Genomic DNA, 26,228 nt, shown 5'->3' with positions numbered 1-26,228 from the left:
TTATGTTCCAAGCCTAAATCCGGGCTCAGGCACCGGCAAGCTGCTTCCGCAGCCAGGCATACGCCGGCTCCCCGTGTATTTCATGCCCTCCAACAAAAAAATCCGCCTCCACCTGTCCGCCATGCCCTGCTGCGTTATAGATCGCCTCCAGCCGGTCCAGGGCTTGCTTCGCGCCAGCCGGTCCAAACAAAGGATCGGCATCTCCCGACTCCAGGAACAGGCCGCGCGGGGCAATTAACCCAAGCAGATCCGGCATTTCCGCTTCGAGCAGAATGCCCGGAATGTAGTTATCCAGACAATGATTTCGGGTAAGGATGCTGTCCGCAAACGTATTGGCATACCCGCTGACGACAGCACAGCTGATCCGCTGATCCAGTGCAGCCGTGAAGCCGGCGACCAGCCCGCCGCCGGAAATACCCATAATGCCTAATCGTTCACCGTTAACCTCTTCCCGCGTCTGCAAATAATCGAGCGCCCGCATGCTTTCATAGATCCGGTAGCCTGCCATCGTCTGCCCCGCCATCAGCAGCGCGGAGGATAGGCGGAAGCAGGAATTACGCCCGGGCTCACCGTTCTCCAGATCCTCTGCCAGCCGTCTGTCGCCGAATCCGAGCACCTCGGGAGCAGCGACCACGAAGCCCTGCTTCACCAGCGAGACGGCAAAATCCTTATGCAGCCCCGGGTCACCCTGCCGCTGCGAGCCGTCCGGATTGAGGCCGGTAATCTCACGGCTGCCGTAGCCATGCCCATGAATAGCCAGAACAGCCGGACAGGGGGAGGATAACGGCTGCCCGGGAATCAGAAGATACATAGCCATTCTAAGTCCTTCATAAGTAGTGATCTCTACACGCTCACGTATATATCCGTTACAGGCTACCCGCTCAAGCCGCACAGGTGCAAGTGCCGCCCGTTCCTCCGGAAATCCGCCAAGCCGCCCGGTAAAGCTTGCAGTTAGCTTTGCCCGCCACTCTCCGTAAGGGATATCTCCACGGAAGGCAGCGTCCTGCGCTGCGGAAGCCGTCATTTGCTTCATATATTGTTCCAATGATTCCATCGGGGGTTCCTCCTGGTTCTTAATATCCTTCAGGATGCCAGCCGTCCAGTACAGTCAGAACCCGGTACTCCGCAGCTTCCTCTGCTGTTAACTGGCGCGACCACACAGCACGGCTCTCCGGACAGGCTCCGGCCCCGCTGCTGCCGTATTCTTCGTAACGGCTGGTCTGCTCCCTGTCCGGCTGCCCCCAATTATGCCAGCCTTCGCCGGTCACCGAACCGTCCATAACCGTGCGGATGAAAGCTACATGCGCATAAGGCCGCCAAGGACGCCCGAGATACACCTCACTGACCCCTTCGCCGCCGGTAATCCGGCAATTCAGGAACACATAGCCGAATGCTGCTTCCTCCGGTGTTGAAGCGGCTGTAATGTAACCTCTGGACCGCTTATTGTGCAGATGGCAGCCCTCAAACAACGCCGTGGCGGCTCCGAAAATATAATCGACATCGCCTTCAATGTAGCAGTCGTTGTAATATTGCTTGCCCTGCCCCGTATAGAGTGTATCCTGGTCACCCAGCAGACGAACGCGCCGGAACACCGCCTGTCCGGCATCAACGAAAGCTGCCACCGCCTGTCCGGTCCCCGGACCGGAAGCATTCCGGATGGTCAGATTCTCGGCTGTGAAGCCTTCCGAGAACACATTCAGGGTGCCGCTGCGGAAGGTACCGAGCGGTTCACCGTCCGCTCCCAGAGTGTGGGCATTATCATTCCAGGAGATTACGGTGGAATGCGGGTCCTCCCCCAGCAGCAGAATGGGCGGGGCTTCGCGGACGATTGTAATCTTTTCCTCATAAATGCCGGGCTTAATCCGGATGGTTACGGCCTGCTTCTGCTGCGGCGGAATGGAATCCAGCGCCTCCTGCAGACTGCTGTATCCTTCCCCGGGACTCTTCGATACTGTAATTAACATGTGCGGCTCCTTTCATGGCGACCTCTATTTATTCTATAATAACCGTAACGGTTCAGATGAGAAGAGGAGATTTATGACCAGCGTGACTAGCCCTAATCCGAAATATCATATAGAAGAAGGACGGTTCAGCATTCAGCATATGAAGCGCAAAGGCATCACGGCGATGCCGCGCCCCCACAGCCATGAACTCACCGAGCTGTACTATCTGACAGAAGGTGAGCGCGTATACTTTGTCGATGACCGGGTCGTTACGGTTCACAAGGGCGAGCTGATTCTGATTCCCGGCCGGGAGCTGCATGCTACCGCAAGCTCTGAAATGGCCGAGTTCGAACGGATTCTGATCAATTACGATCCTGAGCTGCTGCCCCTAGTGCTGCAAGGTGAGGCCTTGTGGTTTCAGAATCACCGCTACCGTCTGTTCAGGCTGACCCTGCGTGAACAGAATGAGGCGGAGACGCTGCTAAGCCGTATCCTGGAGGAAGCACGTATCCAGCGGCCTTTGTATGAAGCCTCCATCGTGGCGATGTTCACCGAGCTGATGATTCTGCTCCAGCGCTCGGAGAGTACGACACAGGCCGGGGGAACGAAGCACCCGCTGCATCATCTGGTAACCGATGTCGCCACGTACATCCGGGGCCATCACCGCGAAGCGCTTACGCTGGAAGAGACTGCCGGACACTTCTTCATCAGTCCGTCTTACCTTAGCCGCGTGTTTCACCGCCTGACCGGGTTTCATTTCCGTGAATACATTGTCCATGTCAGAGTCCGTGAAGCCCAGCGCCTGCTGGCCGGAACCTCCGCCAAGATTCAGGAGATCGCCTCCACTGTCGGCTTCGAGCATCTGTCCCACTTCAATAAGACTTTCAAAAGATCAACCGGGCTGACTCCGCTCCAATACCGCAAGGCATCCAGGTCGCGGGCGTCGTCCAAGTCTGAAGGAATAATTGAAGAATAGCGCGCCTCTCCCGGACATCAGCCTGAGCTCTCTGTGATCAGGAGCTCTCCGGACCGGATGAGCTCTACATGGCTGCATTTATGCATCTTCACGGGCTGTGCTTCCTCTGTCCTCAGCCGGATCAGGTCCAGCTTCAGATTGCTGGCGTACCGCAGAACCATTCCCCGCTTGCTTACGGCGCTGAAATTCTCCACCGTCAGCTCTGCAAGCGGCATCTCCGGCAATCCGTTCACCAGCAGCGCAGTTGCCGCACCATGGCAGGTGATATTCCGGAGTGTGATATTCCGGAACTGCGGAGTCTCCTCCGTAACGGGGAAGGACTGCTCATCATGGCCTTCAGAGCCCTCAACTCCCGCATAGAACATATGGAAGGAAACCGCCTCATGGATAATGCCTGACATCCGGATATTCTCCATCCGGATATCCTCTACTACGCCGCCTCTTCCCCTGGCGCTTTTGAAGCGCAGCCCGATGTCCGTGCCGATGAACAGGCAATCGCTGACTCTGACCGCATGCACTCCGCCCGACATTTCACTGCCGATCACTACTCCGCCATGTCCGTGATATACCGTACAATGCCGGATCGTAATATACTGGCAGGGCATCCCTGCCCTGCGTCCTTCCTCGTCTTTGCCCGACTTCAGGCAGATGGCATCATCCCCTACATCGAACCGGCAGTGCTCCACAAGGGCATGTGTGCAGGACTCCAGATCCAGGCCGTCCCCATTCTGTGAGTACCATGGATTACGCACCTGGATGTGCCTGACGGTAACCTGCTCACAGCCCATAGGATGAAGGCACCAGGCAGGTGAATTCTGGAAGGTGGCTCCCTCCAGCAGCACCCGCTTGCAGTTCCGCAGGCTTAGCAGTGCAGGACGCAGATAGGCCCGGGCAGGCAGATAAGCTTCCATTTCAGTCTGCCCTTCCTCCAGCCGCCGCCGGTAGTAGGCCTCTCCCACCAATGCTTCTCCAGAAGGCCACCACATCTCATTCTGCTCATCCAGTACTCCCCCGGAGGCAATCAGGCTCTGCCACTGGAGTTCCGTCATCTTGAAGCGTTTCACCGGGCGCCAGGCCTCGCCGCTTCCATCGAATATCCCTTCGCCGGTAATGGCTACATCACTCAGACCTTCCCCATCCAGCGGAGCCTGACAGCGCCAGCCGGCATTCCCCTCATAATGGGAGAAGAGCAGCGGATACAGCGCGAAGTCCGGCTCGAAACATACGAGTGCCCCGCGCTCGGCATGCAGATTAATCCGGCTGTGCAGCGTCAGCGGTCCCGTACGCCATATTCCCGGCGGGATGATGACCGTTCCGCCTCCTGCAGCAGCGCAGGCATCAAGCGTATCCTGTATGGCAGCAGTGCGCAGCAGCTCTCCGCCTGCTGCCCCATAATCTGTAATCCTGAACGTCCGCTCCGGAATTCGCGGCAGTTCAGGTACAGGATAATGATTGGAATCCTGCAGGCTGTTCATAGGCTTCTTCCTTCCCGTCTATTCAATTTCTTCATAGCTGAACCAGTCGAAATCGGCATAATTGGTGCTTGGCGCCCCCTGAGAACTGGCATACATGCCAATGTACGCCCCTGTGAATCCGCCGGCCAAGTCCGTGCTGAGTACTCTTCCGTCAGCCCGTTCATGTAATGCCGTCCATGAGCCGAATTCGTCAGCTCTATAATAGAAGCTGTAGTCCTGTCCTCTGGCCTCTGCCTTAAGCTGCACCTTGTCCTGCGGATAAGGCGAGGATGCCAGCAGCCGCTCGTCCCCTCTGCTGCGCACAATCAGCTGCAGCACCTGCTTCCCGTCCTCCAGCTTCAATTCATAGCGGAAGTGGTTGTCCGCATTCTGGATCAGGACAAGTCCGGCGGTTTCGCCTGGTGCCCCCGGCTTGAAGACCATTTCAGCTGCCGCTCTGAAGCTTAAGTGCTGCTGGCGTCTTCCAATGAAAGACGGATTGCTGATCTCTGTCAGCTGCTCCGGCTTGAGCCGCAGCCGCAGATGTCCCGGGCGTTCGGTGAGGCTCCAGAATTCCCCGCGCGGTGTCCGCAGGAAGTTCCAGATCAGGCTGAGTCCGGCTGCGTCGAAATCATCACGCGCAGGCAGCTGCAGCCACTTCGTTTCCGGCAGATCAGGCGCTGCCGCTTCCAGCTCCAGCACGCCTTTGCCCGGATTCACTACAGGCCATTCATTCTCCCATTTCACCGGGGTCAGGAACGTTTCACGCCCGAGGTTGCGGTAATAGCCGCCGCAGGTCCGGGAAGCAAGACAGAACATCCACCAGTCTCCATGCTGCGTCTCCACCAGTTCGCCATGGCCGACATTCACGATTGGATATTCTCTGCCAAGATGGCGGTGGGTCAGAATAGGATTCGCTTTATGGCCTTCATAAGGGCCGGTCACGTTCCGGCTTCTGGCAATCGTGATAGCGTGGGTATGGCCGGTGCCGCCTTCGGCAATCAGCACATAATACCAGCCGCCGATTTTGTAGACATGGGGTCCCTCCTGCGCATGCCCCACCTTAAGGGCACCTTGCCAGATGCTGAGCTTCGGACCTATCAGCTTGCCTTGCTCCAGGTCAATCTCCTGCAGCCAGATGTCCATATGCTTCGGATAATCCTGGCCTTCGGGAGGAACACGGTTGCCGGTGTAATAGACCTTGCCGTCTTCATCGAAGAACAGGGAGGAATCGATACCCGGTGCATCCTCCAGCCAGACCGGATCTGACCAGTCTCCGGCCGGATCGGCGGCAGTCACATAGAAATTATGCTGATCCTTATTATTGTCCACGTAGGTTGTAATCATATAGAAGAGACCTTGATGATAACGGATGGTAGGGGCCCAAATGCCCATCGACGGAATCGTGTGGTCCAGATTAAGCTGGGACGGACGGTCGAGCACATGGCCAAGCTGGCGCCAGTTCACCAGGTCCTTGCTGTGGAAGATAGGAACACCGGGGAAAAATTCAAAACTGGACGTGACAAGATAATAGTCCTCACCTACGCGGATAGCGGAAGGGTCAGGGTAAAAGCCCGGCAGCACCGGATTGCGGAAAGTTCTCAATACAGAAATCCTCCTTCAAACGAGCAAAATGTAAGCATAACCAATTATAGTTCGTATAAGTTTAACTTTCTTGCTCTTTCTATGCTCTTTTTCCCGTTTTTTATACTTTCATGCTATTTGGGTCTATCTCCCTTCTTGTCAATGAATAGCTTGTCCCACTAGAATAGGTGTAGTAGGATTTACATAAAGGGGCGATCATCTTGGGAAAGAGAAAGAAACTGTATACCCGCTTTTTTATGAGCCTGACCCTGATCTCTGTCTGCTGCATTCTGGTACTGGCTATGGTGATCTTCTACTGGTACCGGAACATATCGATTGATAATGTCGACAAGGCTAACCAGAATGTGCTGCTAAATACTGAAACCGTATTCACGAACTATAAGGAAATTGTTCAGAACTATACGATGGACTTCTATGCCAACCCGAACATCAGTGCCCTGATGCGGAGCGGAGAGACGGACTGGAGTGACCAGCTCTACAGTGTCTTAAGCCAGATTCGCGGTGCGCTGGTCGTTAACCAGTATCTGGAGAACGCCTATATCTTCGGGGAGAAGGAACCTTCTGTCATCTATGAGAACATGCCGCTAAGCCCGGAAGCCAAGCTGGAGCTGGCCCGGAGGATGCGGAGCAGCCGTATTATTGAATCTCCCTTTGTGTGGAAGACCACCCAGAACAACGGTACACCGGTCACCCTGCTGACTGTCTTCTATAACGACCGGGCCTTTGCAGACAGTGAATATTACGGCGCAGTTGCGCTGACCGTCAATCTCGCCAAGCTCCAGAACAATCTGTTCACTCAAAAAGAAGGCGGAACTACACGTTACGCCGTCATTGACCGGAATGGCGAAATTCTCATGCACAGCACACTCTCCGGCAGCACCTTACACCCGGAGATGCTGAAGCAGGTCGCTGCCTCCACCTCTGAGAGAGGCTCCTTCGTCTATAAGGGCAGCGGAGACAAGCAGCTGATTACTTATGTATATTCCGCGCAGGATAAGCTGTGGTTTGTATCCGAGATGTACTATACAGACAGCATCCGTGAGCTTGCGAATGCACGTAACCTGATGATGGGTCTCTGCCTGGCTCTGATACTGGCTGCTGCGGTAACCGCCAACCTGATCTCCCGGCGGATCTATAAGCCGATTGGCAGGCTGTTTGGCAGTATCTCTAATATCTCCGGCAATGAAGAAGCCTTGAAGGCAGGCAGTGACCTGGATACCGTGAATCTGGAGCTGGAATCTATAGGTGTGAAGCTGGCACAGCTCAAGAAGGAGAGCGACGGCAGTGCCCTGATGCGCTGGCTGCTCTCCCCGCGCGGTGCGGCGGACCCTTCCGGCGGCCTCCCGATGATGGGCATCGGCGCAACGGAAGGTGCTTATTGTGTCTGTGTACTGGCCGTGCTGGAACCGGGACAGACCGGGGATGCTCCGGAACCTGTCCAGGAAGTCATTCACCGGATTCAAACTGCATTCTCGGAGCTGGCCGAGGTTCAAATCTTCCGCCCCCATCAAGGGTCGGCCGTCCTTATTCTGAGTGAGCTCTATAGCGGAAGCTTCGGGGATTATGCCCATTACCGCAGTAAATGGGAGGAGCTCGCTGCAATATGCCTTAAGTCCGGCGGCCGCTGCGCGTTCGGCATCAGCGGGCTGGAAAGTGATCTGGGCCTGCTGAAGTCCAAATACGCTGAAGCCGCAGACTGCATGCAATATCTTAAATTCCATGCGCAGCAGAATATCATATTCGCCGACGATACCGTCCATCTGAACAGCAGCCCGGTACCAGACAGTGCGCTGGAGCCGGTACTGCAGGCGGTAAAACAGCCGGAGCTGGCCAGCCACATCCCTCAGGCTGTGGAAAGACTGCTGGCGGTAGCCTGCAGCTACCGTGCAGAGTCTGCTACCGTTGCTGTATCAAGGCTTGCCTTTGAGCTGAACCGTACGGCAGATCTCAGCAGCGGGGGCAACCGCCATTCCGGCTTTCTGGATGATTATCAGCAGGTGTGGCAGATTCAGAGCTATGACAAGCTCCGCGAGTGGATTGAACACAGCTGCAGCGCAGCCGTGGGCCGGATTGCCAGCATGAGTGCGGTACAGACCCGAAGCATTGCCGCTGAGGCTGCCGCTTATATTAGGGAGCATTATAACGACCCCGCCCTGTCGCTTAATGCGCTGGCCGAGAAGCTGTCGGTCAGCCCTGCCTACCTCAGCAGGCTGATTGCCGAAGAGGTGGACAGCAGCTTCCCGGATTTCGTCAATCAGCTGCGGCTGGAGCAGGCAGAGCTGCTGCTGGTCACGGATCTTACGCTCGATATCCGCGAGATTGCCGGACGGGTCGGATATAACAGCAGCACGTATTTTACAACCCAGTTCAAAAAGCGTTATGGCGTCACACCGTCCAAATGGAGAATGAATCACATTCTGCAGTCGCAGGAGTAGTGGGGGCTGGAGGGGAACGGACAGGGACGGATAGGGGGAAATGCAACCAGCGGCAGCCAAGGACGGATGAGGTCCTGGGCTGCCGCTGGTTGATTGAAAGAAGTTTTTCACTCCTTATGAATAAGGTTTACTTCTCCCAAGGGAATTTAAACCCGCCTAATCCATATGTACTATTAATTTGTTTAATATAATCTTCCTTATCAAAGTGAAACGTTTTTGAGTTATTCATTAACTGTTCTCTGCCGTCAATGAAAGTCCAAGTTACAATGTCGTTACTCATTTCGATAAATGAATATACCGCTCCACACCCCAGATCAGCACATGCAGGGCATATATATATTGAATTCTTTCCATTAGGGAAATCTGGCTGACTCAATAATATCAACCTTGAAATGTGTTTTTGCTGAAAATCCTCGCTACCCCACCCTAAACATGATACAAAGTCATAATGCTTAGCATAACTATCATATAAGGATTGTCCGTCAACTATAAAATCCGCAAAACGTATGGGTCCCGGGTAACCATCCCTTAGACGCATTTTAAATTCAATTTCCGATTTTTTAATCATCCTCACCTCTTTATGATAATTGCTCACCGAATCAATCTGATTTTATCAACAGTTCATTGAAAATTTGTGTTACCTCTGCATGTCCGACGATCCTAGTGCCCTCCTGTATTCTTATTAATTTACCTATCCACAAAGTTCGAGGATAAAATTCAGGGGTAATGAAAGTAATTGTTCCCATTACAGTTTCACCAGGTTGAACTACAACCGCTCCGTAGTATTGATGTATTCCCGTTGTTAAGTAATCATCTTTAACTAAATGTGCAGGACGATAGCCAGAGTACGCTGGTATACTTCGGCCATTTCTTATCCCATCACCTTTTAATATTGTTATTTTAGCTTCAATATCAGGTAACAAGTAATCCACCCGCCTCCCCGTGAGTCCAAATTCCAAATCATTCTTAGCCAGATCCAAAGCTGCGTTCTTGATCAAATTTTCTATTACTAACACTTCAGTTATGTGAGTCTTCTTCCTACTTCCCTCTTACAGCATCTATAATAGCTCTCTTCACATTATCACGGATTAAATGTATAGATTTAATAGACACATCCAATTTTTCTAGAGTTGTATCATTGTACAGCTGCTTTTCACCAAGTGAATTAAGCTCGCCAACCAGTTCGTCACCTAAGGATGGGAGCCCGCTCCGAACCTCTATTATGGAGAAATCATAATCTTCAGTTTCTACAGCAAAAACTCCTAAACGCCGATACTCTGTATGCACACGACCTCTCATTATTTTATCTCCCTTCAAATTAAAACAATTGAAATTATTTATCTTTTTCTATGCGGAAAAGGATTATTTCCCTATGAACAGTTGTGGATTTTGCCCAAATCTGTTGGCTTATCCTAACTAACTCTCTTACCTTTTACACGGTACAGGTCTGTAAAGACTTAAATGTTGTACATATTACAACTTGGCGACCTATATACCCGGGTGTTTGGGCAGATTGTTGTATAAAATACAAGAATTGTCCTGCTAAACCGCCCGGAGGAGGAGAAATGCTGCCTTTTATACAACAATTTTGGTTTACAGCCGAGATTTTGAGGAAAATGTTGTATTTTATGCAGGATTTTCGCGTCCGCCTCATGCTTTCTTCCTCAAGTCTATCACTTAACTTTTCAATCCACCATTTCATTCTCCACAGCTTCGCCTCTACTATAACGTCAGATATAAATTAATGAAAACCACATTGGCAAATTGCCTAGTGAGGGTTTGCGGTTTGCGGTTTGCGGTTTGCGGTTTGCGGTTTGCGGTTTGCGGTTTGCGGTTTGCGGTTTGCGGTTTGCGGTTTGCGGTTTGTGGTTTGCCGTTTGCCGTTTGCGGTTTAAAGTAACCCGCTACCGGTATGCGATATACTTAATTGCACTTTGTACAACTAAATCATCTGATTTCCCGCCAATTCTTCGTTTAGTTGTATTTCGTACAATTAAACTGGTGCTTGTCGATAGTTTTCACCCGTTCGGGCAGATTTAGTTGTACAGAATACAGTTATACGATGCAAGCCTACCTTTTCGCTGGTTTTAATTGTACAGAATACAACTATCTCCGAATTTTCAGTTGGAATGCTGAATACATAAATTGCTGCATTGAACGAACTCACTTCTTTTGCTCTAATGTTGTACTGGTCCCCCAAATCCAAAACTCCCTTCCCATTCACAACGCCATTCCCCCGCTTTTATCAGGCATTTAACCATCCCAATTCAGAAAACTTCTGCTTTTCCTGTTTTTTTAAGCCCGCTTATTCCGCATTTTTTAACTTTTTCCCGTTTATTATGATAGCGTTTACATTCTGCGCCGGATTATGATTTGCCTTGTAAAGCGTTCTCCTGAATCACGGGATGAAATGATAACGCTAGCATAAAGGAGTGGACTGTATATGACGCAAGAGGCAACACCCGGCACGATGGAGCCGCTTATTCCGGGAACACGGACTGCCAGCGCCAGGCGCTTCCGCAAATCCCTAAGGAAGGACAGCTCGCTGTATCTGCTGGCCCTGCCGGGCATCATCATTCTGATTTTATTTGCGTACCTGCCGATGAGCGGACTGATTCTCGTCTTCAAGAACTACAACTTTAACGACGGAATTTTCGGCAGCCCGTGGGCGGGCTTCTCCAACTTCGAGTTTTTCTTTTCCAGTATGGAGGATGCCCTGAGGGCGACCCGCAACACAGTTATGCTGAATGCGCTGTACATGCTGACCGGCACTTTTTTCTCGGTGGCTATCGCCATTATATTGAATGAGCTGCGCAGCAAGTGGTTTATCAAAATCACCCAGAGTGTCATGTTCTTCCCGTATTTCATCTCCTGGATCATTATCGGAGCCATCCTGTTCTCCCTGCTCGACTATGACAAAGGGATTCTCAACCAGCTGCTGCAATCGCTTGGCCTGTCGCAAATGGACTGGTATTCGAGCCCGTGGCTGTTCGTAGTGATCCTGGTGCTCGCGAATATCTGGAAAAGTGCCGGCTACGGCGCGATCATCTACTATGCGGTGCTGCAGGGAGTGGACACCTCCTATTATGAAGCGGCACGGATCGACGGTGCCTCCCGCTGGCAGATTATCACCAAAATCACGATACCCATGCTGATTCCTTCAATCATCCTGATGACGCTGCTCGGAATCGGAGGCATGCTGAAGGGCGATCTGAGTATGATCATGGGCGTAACGTTCCTCAATCCGCTGCTGCTGCCCACTACCGATATTATCGATGTCTATGTGTACCGCACGGCCATCCGTTCCGGTGAGTTCGGCTTCGCTTCCGCCATTACGCTCTATCAATCCGTCTTTGGATTCATTCTGGTGCTGGTAGCCAACAAGCTGGCCGGCTGGTATGACAAAGACAGCAAACTATTCTAGGAGACCGATACGATGCAAACTACTGAAAACAAAGGGCTGGTTATTTTCTTCTATGTCTGTATTGCGGTATTCTCGGTCATTTGCCTGGTGCCGTTCGTGCTGGCGGTATCCGGTTCTCTATCTACAGAGTCGAGAATTGCTGCGGAGGGCTATTCCTTCTGGCCCCGGGGGTTCACGTTCGAAACCTATCAATTCCTGTTTGGCTCCAAAGCAGAGCAGATTCTGCGGGCCTACTCCATGTCGCTGGTCGTAACAGTACTCGGCACGCTGACCGCTGTACTGGTGACTACCGCTTATGCCTATGTCATCTCCGTCCGGAATTTCCGGCTGAAGAACTTTTTTGCCTTCTTTGCCTACTTCACGATGCTGTTCAGCGGCGGCACACTGCCCTGGTATCTGCTGAGCACCAAATACTATCACCTTGGCGATACGCTGCTCGGCCTGTTCATTCCCTATGTGCTGAGTGTGTTCCTTATGTTCCTGATGGCCAATTACTTCCGCAGTATCCCGCATGAGATTGTCGAGTCGGCGCAAATTGACGGTGCCGGTCATCTGCGGATTTTCTTCAGTATTATGATTCCGCTCGGCCGGGTCGGACTGGTGACCATCTCGCTGTTCTACGCGCTCCAGTTCTGGAATGACTTCTACCTGCCGCTGATGCTGGTTAACAATCAGGATCTCTATACGATCCAATACCTGATGTACAACATGATGGCGAACATTCAGTTCCTGGCCTCCGGCAATGCCGCACAGGTGGGCGGCGCAATTATTGCCCCGCCGCTGGAGACCGCGAAGATGGCGATGACCTGTCTGACCGTTTTGCCGATCGCTATTTTGTATCCTTTTCTCCAGGGATTCTTCGTTAAAGGGATTATCGTGGGGTCGGTGAAAGGCTGATCCTCCGGACACATTGACCTAATATTGGTTGCATCAGGTGTGTGCTCCCATGCTCCGACATGTTGTACAATAAGCTTACGGGAGCACCGCCTTGGCAATATAAGCCTCACAGATTAATTCTAATTCAGGAGGGTGTTCATCATGACAAAGAAAAAAGGCTGGTTAAGTTTGCTCCTGGCAACTGTATTCCTGGTAAGCGGTTGTTCGCAGGGCAATAATGAAAGCGCTAACCCTGGTAATACGGACAACAGCAATGGAGGCACAACACCGGCAACGGCGGCGGGCAGCGGGACTGAAGGCACGGCTCTGGCGCCGGCCAAGCTGAAGATCGTGCTGTACGGGGACGAGTCGAACCGGATGAAGGAGCTGGCTAAGACGGAGTTCTATGATGTGATCAAAAAAGAAATCAATGCCGAGGTTGAATTTCAGTTCCTGCCCTGGACGGAATACGGCGGCGGCAAAACGGACCTGATGCTGTCGACCGGCGAAGATTTCGCGACCTATACGGATGCCAACTATATGGTGAAATCTGTCGCCAAAGGGCTCTACACGGACCTCACTCCCTATATCTCTGCAGCAGCAGCGGATTTGAGTGCGGCGGTGGACGAGGCATCCTTCCGGGCCTTCCAGCTAGAGGGGAAACAATATGCGGTACCTGTAGGCAACAAACCGAATTCCGCTGAATTTTACAGTGTGCTTGTCCGGCAGGATCTGCTGGAGGAAGCAGGAATGACACAGGTCTCCTCCCTTGCGGAGCTTGAGCAATTTTATGATAAAGTCCATGCGCTTCACCCCGAGCTGATCGGATATGCCAACACGGACGCCCGCAGAATGCTGCAATATGACTTCACCGACAAAAATCTGTACTGGCAAAATGATTTCATCGCCCTCGATGAGTCGGCCAAGGATGATCAGATTATCAGCTGGTTCGAATCCCCAGAATTCAAGACCTATGCCGGTCTGATGCACGGCTGGTACGAGAAAGGAATCATTCCGAAATACGCCGCAACGAATGTGCCTCAGCTGCAGTCTGACTGGAACTCCGGCAAAGCAATGTTCTGGGCAGGAACCGCAGCACGTCCGTTCGAAGGCGCAGCTACCATCTCGCAGGCAGTGCCTGAAGCCAAGCTGGTCAATTATTTCCTGGGCACCGGCCGTCCAAAAATCAGCAGAGGCACCTACAGCACCGCCTTCTTCGTCTCTGCCGCGGCCAAGGACCCTGAGCGTTATGTCATGTTCTTCAACCTGCTGCAAAAAAACCAGGAGCTGTACGACCTGTTCGCCTATGGTATTGAAGGAACCGATTATACGCTGGACGCTAACGGCCGTCTGACCAAAATCAATACCGATTCACTAATTCCCGATTGGCTGCTGATGAACAAAAACTTCATGCGCTTTGACAACACCGTACCGGATGATTTCATTGCCGATTACAAAGCATGGGATGACGGAGCAATTATCTCCAAGGGTGCGGGCTTCAACTTCGACAATACCCCGGTCAAGAATGAAGAAACCAAGCTGAACGGCGTATTCACCGAATACCTGGCCCCGATCGGCAGCGGCTTCAGTGATTATGATTCTGCTTTCCCTAAGGCACTTGAGCGGTTAAAAGCAGCCGGTATCGACAAGTACATCGCCGAATACCAGAAGCAGTTCTCTGAATGGTATGCGAAGCAGCAATAGAATACGGCTCGAGTTGTATAGTTGTGCTCTACTGCTGTCTGATTAGGACAACCTTAATATGAACTATCGGCAGCGCGCCCTCCTTATTCGGAGAGGCGCGTTTGTCGCGTTTGTTTGGTAAATTCTTATAGCCGGTGCAGCTTGCGGTACTTCGAGGGGGTTAAACCAAGCTTCGCACTGAACACGCGGCTCAGGTAGAAGCCATTCTCATAACCGCACTGCTGGGCGATGATTTCAATGGACTGTGTGGAATCTTCAAGCAGCAGGCAGGCTTTTTGGAGCCTGATTCCGGTCACAAATTCTGAAGGTGTCGCCTGATAAGCTGCCCGGAACCGCCGTGTTAACTGCACCGGTGTGATACTAAGCGCGGCCGCCAGCTCCTGCATCGTCATAGGGGTGCATGCATGCTCAAGCAACCATTGCCTGGCCTTCTGCATGTCCTGATCGGAACTCTCCCCTTCGGATTGCATTTCCTCCGCCGCAAAGCTGCGCTCGATATCAAGGAGTCTCCACAAATCCTCCAGCATATGCTTCATTCGTCCAAAGCCCGGCTCCTCCTGAATGCTTCTTCCGATGTTCCTCATATAACGGTAAGTCGACAGCAGACGCTCCACATCCCTGACCGTCCACCTTCCGCCTAGCGTTGCAGCTGCTTCTTCAAGCCCCGGCTTCTCCTCCCATTCGAACTGGATGAAATGAAAGGTTAAAGTTGTCACCGTTCTCCGGTAAAAGGCCGTACCCGGCGGACATACGATGATATCCCCCCATCCGGCTTCTCCCTCATGATCTCCGAACCGGTAGGCGAATTGCCCTTGTTCCACCGCAAATATCGTCCACACAGGATACGTGTCATACTCCAGCAGGAACTGTTCCTTCTTCTCCCAATACGTATAGGCTACTGGATGAACTGACCAATTAATTCGCATGCACTGCTCTCCCTCCAACCAGTAAATGAAATGAAATAAAGTATATATCAAAAGAAATTATATGCATGTTATTTGATATACAGGTGATTTATTATGAAATTACGGATATATTATCATAACTCAGGGGAGAGATTCAACCATGCGGAAAGAAACGGTCAAAACGGATGTAACCGTTGTAGGCGGCGGTCTGGCAGGAGTATGTGCGGCAATTGCAGCGGCACGTCTGGGGCAGACGGTCGCACTGGTCAACAACCGTCCAGTGCTTGGCGGCAACTCCAGCAGTGAGGTGCGGGTATGGGTGTGCGGCGCCACCTCACACGGCATTCACCGGTATGCCCGGGAAACGGGGATAATGGGGGAGCTGTTTGTAGAGAACCAGTACCGCAACAAGGACGGTAATCCATATTTATGGGATATGGTTGTGCTTGAGGCTGTGCAGGCTGAACCGAATATCCAGCTGTTTCTGAACACGGATGTGCATGAAGCCGAGGCGGATGAGGAAGCGGACGGCGGGCGGCAGATCCGTTCGGTTACCGGTTGGATGATGGGATCAGAGCGGAGCATCCGTTTTGAGAGCCCGGTCTATCTGGACTGCACCGGAGACGGGCTGGTCGGCTTCCTGGCTGGTGCAGAATTCCGGATGGGCCGCGAAGCGCGCGATGAATTGGGCGAAGAATGGGCACCGCTGGTTGCAGATGATATCACTCTTGGCAGCACCCTGCTCTTCTATACCAAGGATGCCGGTCATCCGGTCAAATATATAGCTCCGGCTATGGCCATCGATATTACACAAACGTCAATCACCGAGAACCGCATCATCCGCAGCGGCGACAATGGCTGCGCATACTGGTGGATTGAGTTCGGCGGCGAACAGGATACCGTTCATGATAACGAGGCCATCCGCGACGAGCTATGGTCCATCATTTACGGGATTTGGGACTATATTAAGAATTCCGGTAAATTCGATGCCGGGAATATGACGCTGGAATGGGTCGGCTCCCTTCCGGGCAAACGGGAATACCGCCGCTTCGTAGGCGATTATATCTTGAACCAGAACGATATCCTTGCGCAGCGTGAATTCGCAGACCGCATTGGCTTCGGCGGCTGGTCGATCGATCTGCACCCGCCGCAGGGTGTCTATGCTACCGAATCAGGCTCGAAGCATATGTATTCCGACGGCAGCTACCACATTCCGTTCCGTTCACTGTATTCAGTGAATGTGAACAATCTGCTGATGGCCGGCCGCGACATCAGCGCATCGCATGTCGCGTTCGGGACGACACGGGTTATGGCTACCTGCGCGGTCATCGGCGAAGCTGCCGGCACCGGCGCTGCACTCTGCGCAGCCAGGGGAATTACGCCGCGTGAACTGCATGCGAACCACCTGCAAGACCTGCAGCAGACCATGCTGCGCCAGGATGCATCCGTTCTCGGCCTGCGCAATGAAGACGAATCCGATCTGGCGCTCCAGGCAGCCGTCAGTGCCTCCAGCGAACGGAGCCGGTTCGCAGTAGAGCATCCGGCATTCAGTGTCCCTCTTACGACTGACATCGGCATCACCCTTCCGGTCGATCCTCTGCTTGACGGAATTGAGCTGCTGATTGATGCGAGCGAAGCAGCAGAGCTGACCGTTCAGCTATGGGAGACCGGCCGGCCCGAGAATTATGTTCCGTATGCGCACCTGCAATCCGCATCGGCTTCTGTCAACTCCGGGGCGCAGCAATGGGTGAAGCTTGACCTGCGCTGGCAGCCGGAGACGCCGCGTAATGCTTTTCTGATCATCAAGGCTAATGCAGCAATAGCGCTGCATATGGCAGATCAGCCAACTTCAGGAATGCTTGCCTATGGGCATAGCAACACACCTGTAGTATCCTTGGATTTCCAGAATCAGCCCGCACAGCCAGTAGTGCTGTGGGACAAAAAGAAATTCGACCACACCGCACCGTGTATCCGCCTGTCTGGGCCAACCCAAGCCTTTGCCACTGACAAAGCGGTGGACGGATACCTCCGTCCTTACGGAGGCCCACATCTATGGTCCTCTGAGCAGCTGGAATCCGGCCGCGAGGAATGGCTGGAGCTGGCCTGGACCGCCCCGGTTACCCTCCGCCAGGTGCAAGTCACCTTCAATGACGATGTGAATGAGGACCTGATCAACCTGCATCATCACATCACGCCTTACGAAATCCTGCCAACGCTCGTCAAGGATTATCGTATTGAAGCTTACATGGACGGCAACTGGACGGCAGTCGCCGCAGGAAGTGACAATCATAAGCGCAAGCATGTGCACACACTTGCCGAAGCTGTAACAACTGATCGCCTGCGCGTTGTGATCGGGGCGACTAACGGAAGCCAGTATGCGGAGATTATTGAGGTGCGGGTTTACGAGTAACTGAGTAAAGAAGATAAATAGCCTAATCCTTTGGCGTAAATGCTCAAGGATTAGGCTATTTGTATCCAAGAAAAGATGAATAAATGAGCTTACGCAGGGTTTATTTTACAGCTTCATACAAGGCAATAAGCACCAGGGACTGTCCGTATGCCATCGGCATGAGGGTAATGTTCTTGTAATGATCCTTATCCATTCCCATCCCGGTTCCGGCCGACACATTCAGTACGGTTCCATCTCCGCTAATATTTTGACATACCGACTGAATGGCCTTGTCTGCCGCAGTCTGATATGAGGAATCCAGAATACCGGCTTTAATGCCTTTTAGGATACCTGCGGCAATTGCGGCCGACCCGGATACCTCTTCATAGCTGGCCCGGTCCTGCAGGACTGTATGCCAAAGACCGGAAGCTGCCTGAAGTGAAACCAAGGCATTGACCTGAGCTTTATACGTATCCACCAGAAATTTCCGGATGCCCGGGCTAATCGTATCCTGGCAAGTTTCCAGGTAATCGACGATGCCATAGGTGAACCAGGAATTGCCGCGGCACCAGAAGATACTGCCGAAATTATCATTACGTTCAAAGCTCCAGCCATGGAAGAACAGGCCGGTATGTTTGTCGAACAGATACTTGATATGGAGCAGAATCTGGTGTTCAGCTTCATGCTGCCACTCCGGCTGGTTGAACTTGCGCCCGGCCTGGTTCAGAAACAGAACCGCCATAAAAAGCGTATCAATCCATAACTGTCCATTGTGCAAGTGAATTCCATCCCGGTTGCCAATGGCAGTGACCGTATGCTGAAAGCCTCCTTCTTTGGTTTTGGGCAACTCATGAAGGAGCCAATCCGCATGTTCCCGGCATAGCTGTTCCAGTTGGCTGGAAGGCTCAAGTTGATCCAGGAGCAGAACCAGAGCCAGATAAGGAGCTGTTGTATTAATGTTTTTTGAAGGCAGTCCAACCTCCAGATTACGGGAAACCCAATTCTGAAAAAATTCCTTATAGCGTTGATCGCCGTAAACCTTCTGCAGCTTGTACAGACCATACAGACCGACGCCCTGCGGCCAGTCCCATTCTTCAATTCCGAAATCCCGTTGCACAATCCCTACTCTTGTATCGGCCTGAACCACGGTTTTATCCTTTTCATAGTCGCTGCCGCCCAGATTCATCAGCTTATCTACTACCAGCCCAATTTTTTGAAGCAGGTTTTCATTTGTCATGGATTCCTAAGCTCCTTGTCATTCAATATGTTCCGGTTAAATGGTCCGCAGATGCCATTGATTATTGATTTCTTTAATTAACTTCGTATCGCATTTGGGTGTCCGATCATAGGCCAATAGACCGTTAATTTCTTGCTCCACATCGGTCAACTGCGTATAACAATAACCATAAATAATCTTAGAAGCGTATACAGCCTTCATAATTCTTTCATATTCTAGAACAAGATCCTCTGAAGATTGTGCACTGGTATATCCCCAACCATCGTCAGCGCCAGCCTTATAGCTTATACCACCAAATTCAGTTAACAAGATTGGCTCTCCCCGATGCTCATAACCATCTGCATATACACTGCGGGCGGATGGCTTGGAAGCAAGCATCGTTTCCTTCGTGGACAGAATCCGCTTGAATTCTTCATACTTATCGGTCTCATCTGCTCTGCCATGCTGATAATTGTGTACCGCACAAATGTCAGTTCGTGTCATTTCCCATCCATCATTCGATATCACTAATCGGGTATCATCCAATGAATGAATAAGACTATACATGGCTAAGCTGTGGTACTGCTGCTGCTTATTCGATTTCACCATCGGAATTCCCCAGCTCTCGTTAAGCGGAACCCAGGCAACAATAGATGGATGATTGAAATCACGGTCAATAATTTCAATCCATTCTTTGGTTAACCGGGCTACAGCATCATTATTGTAAGAGGGGCTGGCCGCGCATTCTCCCCATACAAGGAACCCTATTCGATCTGCCCAGTATAAAAACCGCGGATCCTCTACCTTTTGATGCTTACGGCAACCGTTGAACCCTAATTCTTTAGCTAATTCAATATCTTTCTTCAGGTGTTCATCCGTTGGCGCAGTAAGCAATCCTTCCTGCCAATAACCTTGGTCGAGTACAAGCTTTTGATAATAAGGTTTGTTATTCAGATAGACCATACCATTCTCTGTATGAACTTTCCGCATGCCAAAATACGATTGTATACAATCCACCTCAACCCCATGATCGTACAGCTTCATTTCAACATCGAACAGATTAGGATTTTCCGGAGTCCAAGTCCAGCCGGCATGATGAAAGTTTGTTCGGAATATTTTCAAACCGAATAGCTCTACCGTTCTACGTGTTATTGGCTGCAGCAATCGTACTCGATCCTGAATAACAGGTACTCCCCGAAAAGAAATACGAATATCTAAATCTAATTCTTCTGATCCATATCCCTCAGATTTAACTTCTATTCCAATGCTCCCTTGATCTACATCGGGCTGGAATTTCACCTGATGAATATGAACAGGGTTTACCGCCTCCAGCCACACGGTCTGCCAAATCCCTGTCGTGCGGGTATACCAGATGCTGTCCGGCTTCTCTAACCAGAACTGTTTGCCCCGGGGTATTGTCTCATCCTGCGAAGGGTCCTCAACGTGAACAGTCACCTGTTCCTCCTGCCCGGTTAATGCATGTGTAATATCAAAAGAAAATGGGGTGTGTCCTCCCTCGTGCATGCCGATATAATGACCATTCACATACACCCAGACTCTATAATCTACCGCTCCAAAATGTAAGACAACACGCTTCTTATACCAACCTGGCTCAAGTGTAAAATTACGCTTATACCAGACATAGTCATGAAAAGAGGTGTCGTGTATTCCACTCGCAGGGGTTTGAAAAGCAAAGGGAACTTGAATGGTCTGACTGAAATTTTCACTTGGATCAAACCAGCGCTGTGCAGCTCCAACATTCTTGTCATCAAATTCAAATTGCCATGCTCCATTTAAGTTAAGCCATGCGTCTCTAACTAACTGTGGACGCGGATATTCCATCCGATGTGACATCTAACTTCATCTCCTATCCTATTAGTCCCGCAACAATAATAGTTAACTTTTTTTTGCGAGTTCAACAGTAACTCTTCCTCACAAGCAAGCAAATACTATCATGATGAAAGCGTTCTTTCAAGCTTGTATCAACGTTATTCGTGATTTTCAACTTTGTGGTATACAATAATAAATTACCGCCCAACCGGACCTATTATTGTAAACTAAAAAGTTAACAATATGTTATAATGTTAGGCAGCGGCTAGAAGCTAGATTGATCCGGGTAAGGAGGTACTTATGTTCTTAGAACTCGATGAGAATGGTATTTCTGTTTTGAAAGCACTGGCATCTGACACAAGAGCTTCCATTCTCAAACTATTGTTACATACACCGCTTACGGTCAGTGAGCTCGCCAAAAAGCTAAATTTAAGCAAAGCTATCGTTTCACGCCATATCCGGTTACTGGAGGACGCCAAGATCATCAAGCTCCAGGACAACTTAGGGATTACCGATAACAGAAAGAAGAATTTCATTCTTGCTGTTGATCATATTGCCATCAACTTACCGAAGAAACTCCACCTTCCTTTTAATGTAATCACTAATGAAATTAAGCTGGGATACTATTCTAACTTTTCAGTTACCCCTACATGTGGATTAGCCAGCCAAACTAAAGTAATCGGAAAGTTAGATGATCAACGGGCTTTCGTATCCAATAACCGGATCGATGCTTCATTACTTTGGTTTGCGGAGGGCTTCGTTGAATATATGATTCCGAATGATTTCAACCAAAATTTCACTGCAGAATTATTAGAGTTATCCTTAGAGCTTTCTTCAGAGTTTCCTGGTTCCAACAATAATTGGCCCAGTGATATCGCTTTTTATATCAACGATGTTTTTTTAGGCACCTGGACGGCTCCAGGTAATTTTTCAGATGTGCGCGGGAAATTAACACCAGCCTGGTGGGATAATGAACTAAGCCAGTACGGCCTTTTGAAGCATTTAAGAGTCACCAAGAAAGATACGGGAATAGACGGTCAGAAAATATCATCGGTTACACTGGCCCATTTAAAGATCGAAGATTCCCCCTTCATCAAGTTGAAGATTGGTATTGATGAGAATTCTACAAACAAAGGCGGACTTACCATATTCGGGGAGCACTTTGGAAATTATTCGCAGAATATTCTGCTTAAAATATTCTACACCGAAGCAGAATAATGAATATTTAGGCTGGGCAAGGCTTACGCAAAAAGGCTCTCCATGAACGATATAGATCGTTTTGGAGAGCTTTTTTATGGAAAATATTCTGATACAATATAAGGACAAACCAAATTGGAGGTGCCAGCCATGCAATGGGAAGAGGTTCGGAGGATTTATCCCAATCAATACGTCAAGCTGCAAATCCTTGCATCACATACCGAAGGCAACATTAAGTTTGTTGATGAAGTCGCACTGATCCGCGCTATTCAAGACCCCCAAGAAGCGACTAAGGAGCTGCTACAATCTAAGGATGGCGTGATTGTGTCACATACCGCAAATGAAGAATTGAAGGTTGAAATTCGCGTTTTTAGTAGACCGAGAGTGGCTCGAATGACCAGAATACTTACAGATGAACAAAAGAAGCAAATGACTTCGATTATCTTCAAAGATGAAGGTGTTCTCACCCAACTTCAACAAGCTCAAAAGGATCGCAGAGATGGAATTTCCATTTACAGTGACAGCGAAGAGGAGTTTGCCCAGTTACTGAACAATATCCAGAACGAATAAATAGCCTGACCTCTTAGCGTATTCGCTGTGGTTAGGCTATTTTTTGTACAATAACTCTTCTATCCCCTTCATGCAGCGCGCATGCCCATCATACTCCCTCCCCTCCGCCCATATACATAAGAAGAACGGTTCACAAGCTGGAAGGAGAGATGGATGCATGCCCGGTGATGAGATTAAAGCGCTGGAACGGGCGATTGCCGAGATTACGGAGATTGCTACCGGCTTCGGCCTCGATTTTTATCCGATGCGTTATGAGATATGTCCTGCGGATATCATTTATACCTTCGGTGCCTACGGGATGCCCACCCGGTTCGGACACTGGAGCTTTGGTAAGACTTTTCATAAAATGAAGTCGCAATACGACTTCGGCCTCAGCAAAATTTACGAGCTCGTCATTAACTCTAACCCCTGCTACGCCTTCCTGCTCGACGGCAACACGCTGGTCCAGAACAAGCTGATTGTTGCCCACGTGCTGGCGCACTGCGACTTCTTCAAGAACAATATGCGCTTCTCGATGTCCAACCGGGATATGGTCGAGAGCATGTCGGCTACCGCTGACCGGATCGCCGATTATTCGGTCACCTATGGAACGGATACGGTGGAGAACTTCATCGATTCTGTGCTGGCGATTCAGGAGCATATTGATCCCAGCCTGATCCAGCCGCGCAAGCTGGGCAAGACCCACCTGCTCGAAGCCAAAATGAAAGAGCGCAAGGACTCCCCTCCCGGCGGTCCCGGTCCTGCGAATGCCTACAGTGAGCTGTGGGATCTGGAGAAGAGCGATGTCGCCCCGCCAACGCCGGAAACTGCAGGCAAACGAACCTTCCCTCCGGAGCCGGAAAAGGACATCGTCTGGTTCATCCAGCAATATTCCACCGCCCTGGAGGATTGGCAGCGCGACATCATGACCATGCTGCATGACGAAATGCTCTATTTCTGGCCGCAGATGGAGACCAAGATCATGAACGAAGGCTGGGCTTCGTACTGGCATCAGCGGATCATGCGCGAGCTGGATCTGACGGCCGAGGAAACAGTGGAATACGCCAAGCTCAACTCATCTGTAGTCCAGCCTTCGCGCCAGAGCCTGAACCCTTATTACCTGGGGCTGAAAATCTTCGAGGATATCGAACGCCGCTGGGACCGGGACAAAATGTTCGAGGTGCGCGAGCTGGATTCCGACATTTCTTTTATCCGCAGCTACCTGTCGAAGCAATTGGTTAACGACCTTGACCTCTATGTCTTCGAGAAAAAAGGCCCGGAATGGAAGATCACCGACAAAGCCTGGGAAAATGTGCGTGACCAGCTTGTGCTGGCCCGGGTTAACGGCGGCTCACCGTACCTCGTTGTCCAGGATGCCGACTATGAGCGCAACGGCGAATTGCTGATCGCCCACCGCTACGAGAGCATCGAGCTGGATCTCAAGTACCTGGAACGCACCCTCCCGCATATCTACTCATTGTGGGGCCGCACCGTGCATCTGCAGACTGTTGTGGAAGACAAAAAAGCCCTTTTTACCTATGACGGCAAAAAGGTGCAGCGGAAGTTTATGTAGCGTGTCCTCTTAGTACAGCTCAACCTGAGCCCGGAGAGCACTCTATGATGGATTACAATACTAGCAATTGTACTTTGTACAATTGAATTTAGAGAATAGGCTGTTTTTTACTCTACACGCAGAAATCTAATGCACGAAATACAACAGAATTCGATTCAGTAACAAATATAGGGGTTTCTATTGTACAAAGTACAACCAGCTTGTAAAAGTGGAATCCCAGCGGGGAATTTGCTCGCGTGATGACCTGTGCTAACACATAACTGCTGGCATTCAGTCAGTTCCGGCTAATAATCCATGGTAAACGTGGTTGGTGGTTTTTGCTACACCCGGCCCTGTACGAAGTGTCAGCGGGTGTAGCAGCGGTTTACCGGTTTACAAAATCCAGGCCCGCCAGCACATTGGAATGTGCGCTGCGGGCCTTCCTTGCGGCCGCCACCACCAAGCGGCCGGAACAATAGGACTAATAACCAGGCAAAGGCTGGGCGGTGGGAGTAACGGAGGGGATTTGGGAACTGTAGGAGCGATAGCGTTCGCCTGAAAGCTTTCCATAGGAAAGCTCGCTTCGGAAGCATAAGCTAAGATTGGATTTCCACCGCTGCCCAGCGGTTTAAATGAAGAAATCCAATCTTAACAGCGACCGGAAGTCCAAAATCCCCGCAGTTACGCCCTTCACCGCACAGCCTTTGCCTCCGCCGTATTTAGCTACTATTTTCCCCGCCGCTCCACCACCGGAACATAGATCTCCATCACCGTATCTACCCGCGCATGGCACCGCTCGTCGTAGTACTCAAAGTTCAGCTTGCCCTCGTCATGTACATAACCGCTTTCCGGGAACCATTCCTCGAAGATATATTGCCACGTAGACTTCACCACTTGGGCAAAAGTATCCGGGTTCTCCTCATCGCTATTATCCACCGGCGGTGTCGTGAATACCGCATACTGCGCAGCAGGCACAACAGCGGTAACCATATCCTCAGCCACAAGGCTGAAGTCCTCCACTATAACCCCCAGCAGGTAGACGGCGTTGCCGCCATCGTCTGCCGGAATACATAAGCCAACCTCCCCGTGCTTCGGCGGGTTCAGCTTGGCGTACATTTTATCCTCCAGATTGTCTCCGTCATAGTAATACCAGAAGGAAGCGACGTCCTGCGTATAGCTTCCGGCCTCCACGTTCGTTTCGATGCCATAACCAGCCACCTTAAACGCCGGTTTGCTCACCATCACGGGCTCCCAGATATAATCTCCGATTTGGTACACCGATCTGTCCCGGAGATACCCGTCCATCCGTGCCGCATACTGCGAGGGACTGTAGCCGAAGGCCTTGCGGAAGGCTTTGGCGAAGCCGCCGGGGGTCTCAAAACCATACTCCAGCGCAATATCCGTAATCCGCCGCCCGCCAAACAGCTCTACTGCTGCCAGGGACAGCCTCCGGCTGCGCACATATTCCATGACCGGAATCTCCCGGCACTGGCTGAACATCCGGCAAAAATGATACAGCGAATACCCCACCTGTGCGGCAATCTCCTCTGCCGTCAGATTCTCCCGCAGATGCTCCTCAATATAATCAATACTCCGCTCGATCTCTCTGCTGTAATTCAGGTGATCCACCAGCCTTTCCATAACACAAAGCTGATTCCATTATAACAACCGGCAGCCAGCCGGTCTGTTCCAGATTTGCTGCATTACTCTAGCTGATTAAGGAAGCTTTATCTAATAATCCAGCTGAAAACTTGCGGGCATCCGCGAAATCCTGCTCATTGGGATGCCCCTTTTTATCCAGATTGAAGCCCAGCGGGCTGAATTCCCCGGGGCAGTTGAAATCACCGATGACGTTACAGCCTTTAGCCGCCAGCTTGGCCTCAACCAGCGCTTTATTCTTGAATTCTCCCGACCCGGATGTGCAAAAAATAAAGACATTCTTGTCCCGGAGCGGCATCCTCTTGATGAATTTGAACATCCTGCGGTGGATTTTGGAGGCGTAAATGCCTGAACCCAAGCCAATCAGGTCATATCCGGACAGCATCTCAGGCTTAACGTCCTCCACTTTGGCCAAATCTGCACCCAGCACTTCAGCCATAGCGGCTGCAATCTTCTGTGTGTTCATGCTGCGGCCTGATCTGTAAATAATGATAGTCTTCATAATGGCGCCTCA

General features: G+C 51.0%; 21 protein-coding genes. 9 read left to right on the top strand and 12 right to left on the bottom strand.

The window, feature by feature from the left end; translation table 11 throughout:
* Window positions 1-25: 25 nt before the first annotated feature.
* Window positions 26-1,054: a dienelactone hydrolase family protein gene (locus GC101_RS21875; protein ID WP_171718955.1), complete on the bottom strand. Its 1,029-nt coding sequence runs from the start codon at window positions 1,052-1,054 to the stop codon at window positions 26-28.
* Window positions 1,055-1,073: 19 nt separating this feature from the next.
* Entirely contained in the window at window positions 1,074-1,964 is an 891-nt protein-coding gene (locus GC101_RS21870; RefSeq protein WP_171718954.1) for a pectinesterase family protein, read from the bottom strand.
* Between the two features lie 73 nt (window positions 1,965-2,037).
* On the opposite strand from GC101_RS21870, the gene GC101_RS21865 reads away from it, so the two are divergent.
* Window positions 2,038-2,919 (top strand): helix-turn-helix transcriptional regulator, encoded by an 882-nt coding sequence (locus GC101_RS21865; protein ID WP_171718953.1) that lies wholly within the window; start codon window positions 2,038-2,040, stop codon window positions 2,917-2,919.
* 17 nt (window positions 2,920-2,936) lie between these two features.
* On the opposite strand, the gene GC101_RS21860 is transcribed toward GC101_RS21865, so the two are convergent.
* Window positions 2,937-4,394: a glycoside hydrolase family 28 protein gene (locus tag GC101_RS21860; protein ID WP_171718952.1), complete on the bottom strand. Its 1,458-nt coding sequence runs from the start codon at window positions 4,392-4,394 to the stop codon at window positions 2,937-2,939.
* 18 nt (window positions 4,395-4,412) lie between these two features.
* Window positions 4,413-5,978, bottom strand: coding sequence for a glycoside hydrolase family 43 protein (locus GC101_RS21855; RefSeq protein ID WP_171718951.1), 1,566 nt, complete (start codon window positions 5,976-5,978; stop codon window positions 4,413-4,415).
* Window positions 5,979-6,178: 200 nt separating this feature from the next.
* On the opposite strand from GC101_RS21855, the gene GC101_RS21850 reads away from it, so the two are divergent.
* A complete protein-coding gene (locus GC101_RS21850) occupies window positions 6,179-8,413 on the top strand; it encodes an AraC family transcriptional regulator (protein WP_171718950.1) in 2,235 nt (744 codons plus the stop codon).
* 127 nt (window positions 8,414-8,540) lie between these two features.
* On the opposite strand, the gene GC101_RS21845 is transcribed toward GC101_RS21850, so the two are convergent.
* From GC101_RS21845 to GC101_RS21835, 3 genes are all read right to left on the bottom strand, one after another.
* On the bottom strand, window positions 8,541-8,981 hold the full coding sequence (locus GC101_RS21845; protein ID WP_171718949.1) for a hypothetical protein: 441 nt from the start codon (window positions 8,979-8,981) through the stop codon (window positions 8,541-8,543).
* A gap of 31 nt (window positions 8,982-9,012) precedes the next feature.
* Entirely contained in the window at window positions 9,013-9,336 is a 324-nt protein-coding gene (locus tag GC101_RS21840) for a hypothetical protein (RefSeq protein WP_246354443.1), read from the bottom strand.
* Window positions 9,337-9,451: 115 nt separating this feature from the next.
* A complete protein-coding gene (locus GC101_RS21835) occupies window positions 9,452-9,712 on the bottom strand; it encodes a hypothetical protein (protein ID WP_171718947.1) in 261 nt (86 codons plus the stop codon).
* A gap of 1,144 nt (window positions 9,713-10,856) precedes the next feature.
* Here GC101_RS21835 and GC101_RS21830 point away from each other — a divergent pair.
* From GC101_RS21830 to GC101_RS21820, 3 genes are all read left to right on the top strand, one after another.
* Window positions 10,857-11,837, top strand: a complete 981-nt coding sequence (locus GC101_RS21830) for an ABC transporter permease (protein WP_171718946.1) — start codon at window positions 10,857-10,859, stop codon at window positions 11,835-11,837.
* Between the two features lie 12 nt (window positions 11,838-11,849).
* On the top strand, window positions 11,850-12,734 hold the full coding sequence (locus tag GC101_RS21825; protein ID WP_039304534.1) for a carbohydrate ABC transporter permease: 885 nt from the start codon (window positions 11,850-11,852) through the stop codon (window positions 12,732-12,734).
* Between the two features lie 141 nt (window positions 12,735-12,875).
* Window positions 12,876-14,417: an ABC transporter substrate-binding protein gene (locus tag GC101_RS21820; protein WP_171718945.1), complete on the top strand. Its 1,542-nt coding sequence runs from the start codon at window positions 12,876-12,878 to the stop codon at window positions 14,415-14,417.
* A gap of 125 nt (window positions 14,418-14,542) precedes the next feature.
* Here the strand turns inward: GC101_RS21820 and GC101_RS21815 are convergent, their stop codons facing one another.
* A complete protein-coding gene (locus GC101_RS21815) occupies window positions 14,543-15,343 on the bottom strand; it encodes an AraC family transcriptional regulator (RefSeq protein ID WP_171718944.1) in 801 nt (266 codons plus the stop codon).
* A 139-nt stretch (window positions 15,344-15,482) separates the two neighbouring features.
* On the opposite strand from GC101_RS21815, the gene GC101_RS21810 reads away from it, so the two are divergent.
* On the top strand, window positions 15,483-17,732 hold the full coding sequence (locus tag GC101_RS21810; protein ID WP_171718943.1) for an FAD-dependent oxidoreductase: 2,250 nt from the start codon (window positions 15,483-15,485) through the stop codon (window positions 17,730-17,732).
* 100 nt (window positions 17,733-17,832) lie between these two features.
* Here the strand turns inward: GC101_RS21810 and GC101_RS21805 are convergent, their stop codons facing one another.
* Window positions 17,833-18,948, bottom strand: a complete 1,116-nt coding sequence (locus tag GC101_RS21805) for a glycoside hydrolase family 88/105 protein (RefSeq protein WP_171718942.1) — start codon at window positions 18,946-18,948, stop codon at window positions 17,833-17,835.
* 36 nt (window positions 18,949-18,984) lie between these two features.
* The gene (locus GC101_RS21800; RefSeq protein WP_171718941.1) at window positions 18,985-20,781 is read right to left on the bottom strand and encodes a glycoside hydrolase family 2 protein; all 1,797 of its coding nucleotides are present in this window, start codon (window positions 20,779-20,781) and stop codon (window positions 18,985-18,987) included.
* Window positions 20,782-21,057: 276 nt separating this feature from the next.
* Here GC101_RS21800 and GC101_RS21795 point away from each other — a divergent pair, with 276 nt between their 5' ends.
* From GC101_RS21795 to GC101_RS21785, 3 genes are all read left to right on the top strand, one after another.
* A complete protein-coding gene (locus GC101_RS21795; RefSeq protein ID WP_171718940.1) occupies window positions 21,058-21,975 on the top strand; it encodes an ArsR/SmtB family transcription factor in 918 nt (305 codons plus the stop codon).
* A gap of 129 nt (window positions 21,976-22,104) precedes the next feature.
* A complete protein-coding gene (locus GC101_RS35840; protein WP_216626699.1) occupies window positions 22,105-22,524 on the top strand; it encodes a hypothetical protein in 420 nt (139 codons plus the stop codon).
* A 157-nt stretch (window positions 22,525-22,681) separates the two neighbouring features.
* A complete protein-coding gene (locus GC101_RS21785) occupies window positions 22,682-24,076 on the top strand; it encodes a SpoVR family protein (RefSeq protein ID WP_171718939.1) in 1,395 nt (464 codons plus the stop codon).
* Between the two features lie 705 nt (window positions 24,077-24,781).
* Here GC101_RS21785 and GC101_RS21780 read toward each other — a convergent pair.
* A complete protein-coding gene (locus GC101_RS21780) occupies window positions 24,782-25,696 on the bottom strand; it encodes an AraC family transcriptional regulator (protein WP_246354442.1) in 915 nt (304 codons plus the stop codon).
* Between the two features lie 67 nt (window positions 25,697-25,763).
* Entirely contained in the window at window positions 25,764-26,216 is a 453-nt protein-coding gene (locus GC101_RS21775; RefSeq protein ID WP_171718938.1) for a flavodoxin domain-containing protein, read from the bottom strand.
* Window positions 26,217-26,228: the final 12 nt, after the last annotated feature.

This window comes from Paenibacillus phytohabitans (assembly GCF_013141775.1).
Classification (GTDB): domain Bacteria; phylum Bacillota; class Bacilli; order Paenibacillales; family Paenibacillaceae; genus Paenibacillus_AQ; species Paenibacillus_AQ phytohabitans.
The sequence above is the reverse complement of the archived record's forward strand: the minus strand, read 5'-3'. Positions and strand labels throughout refer to the sequence as shown.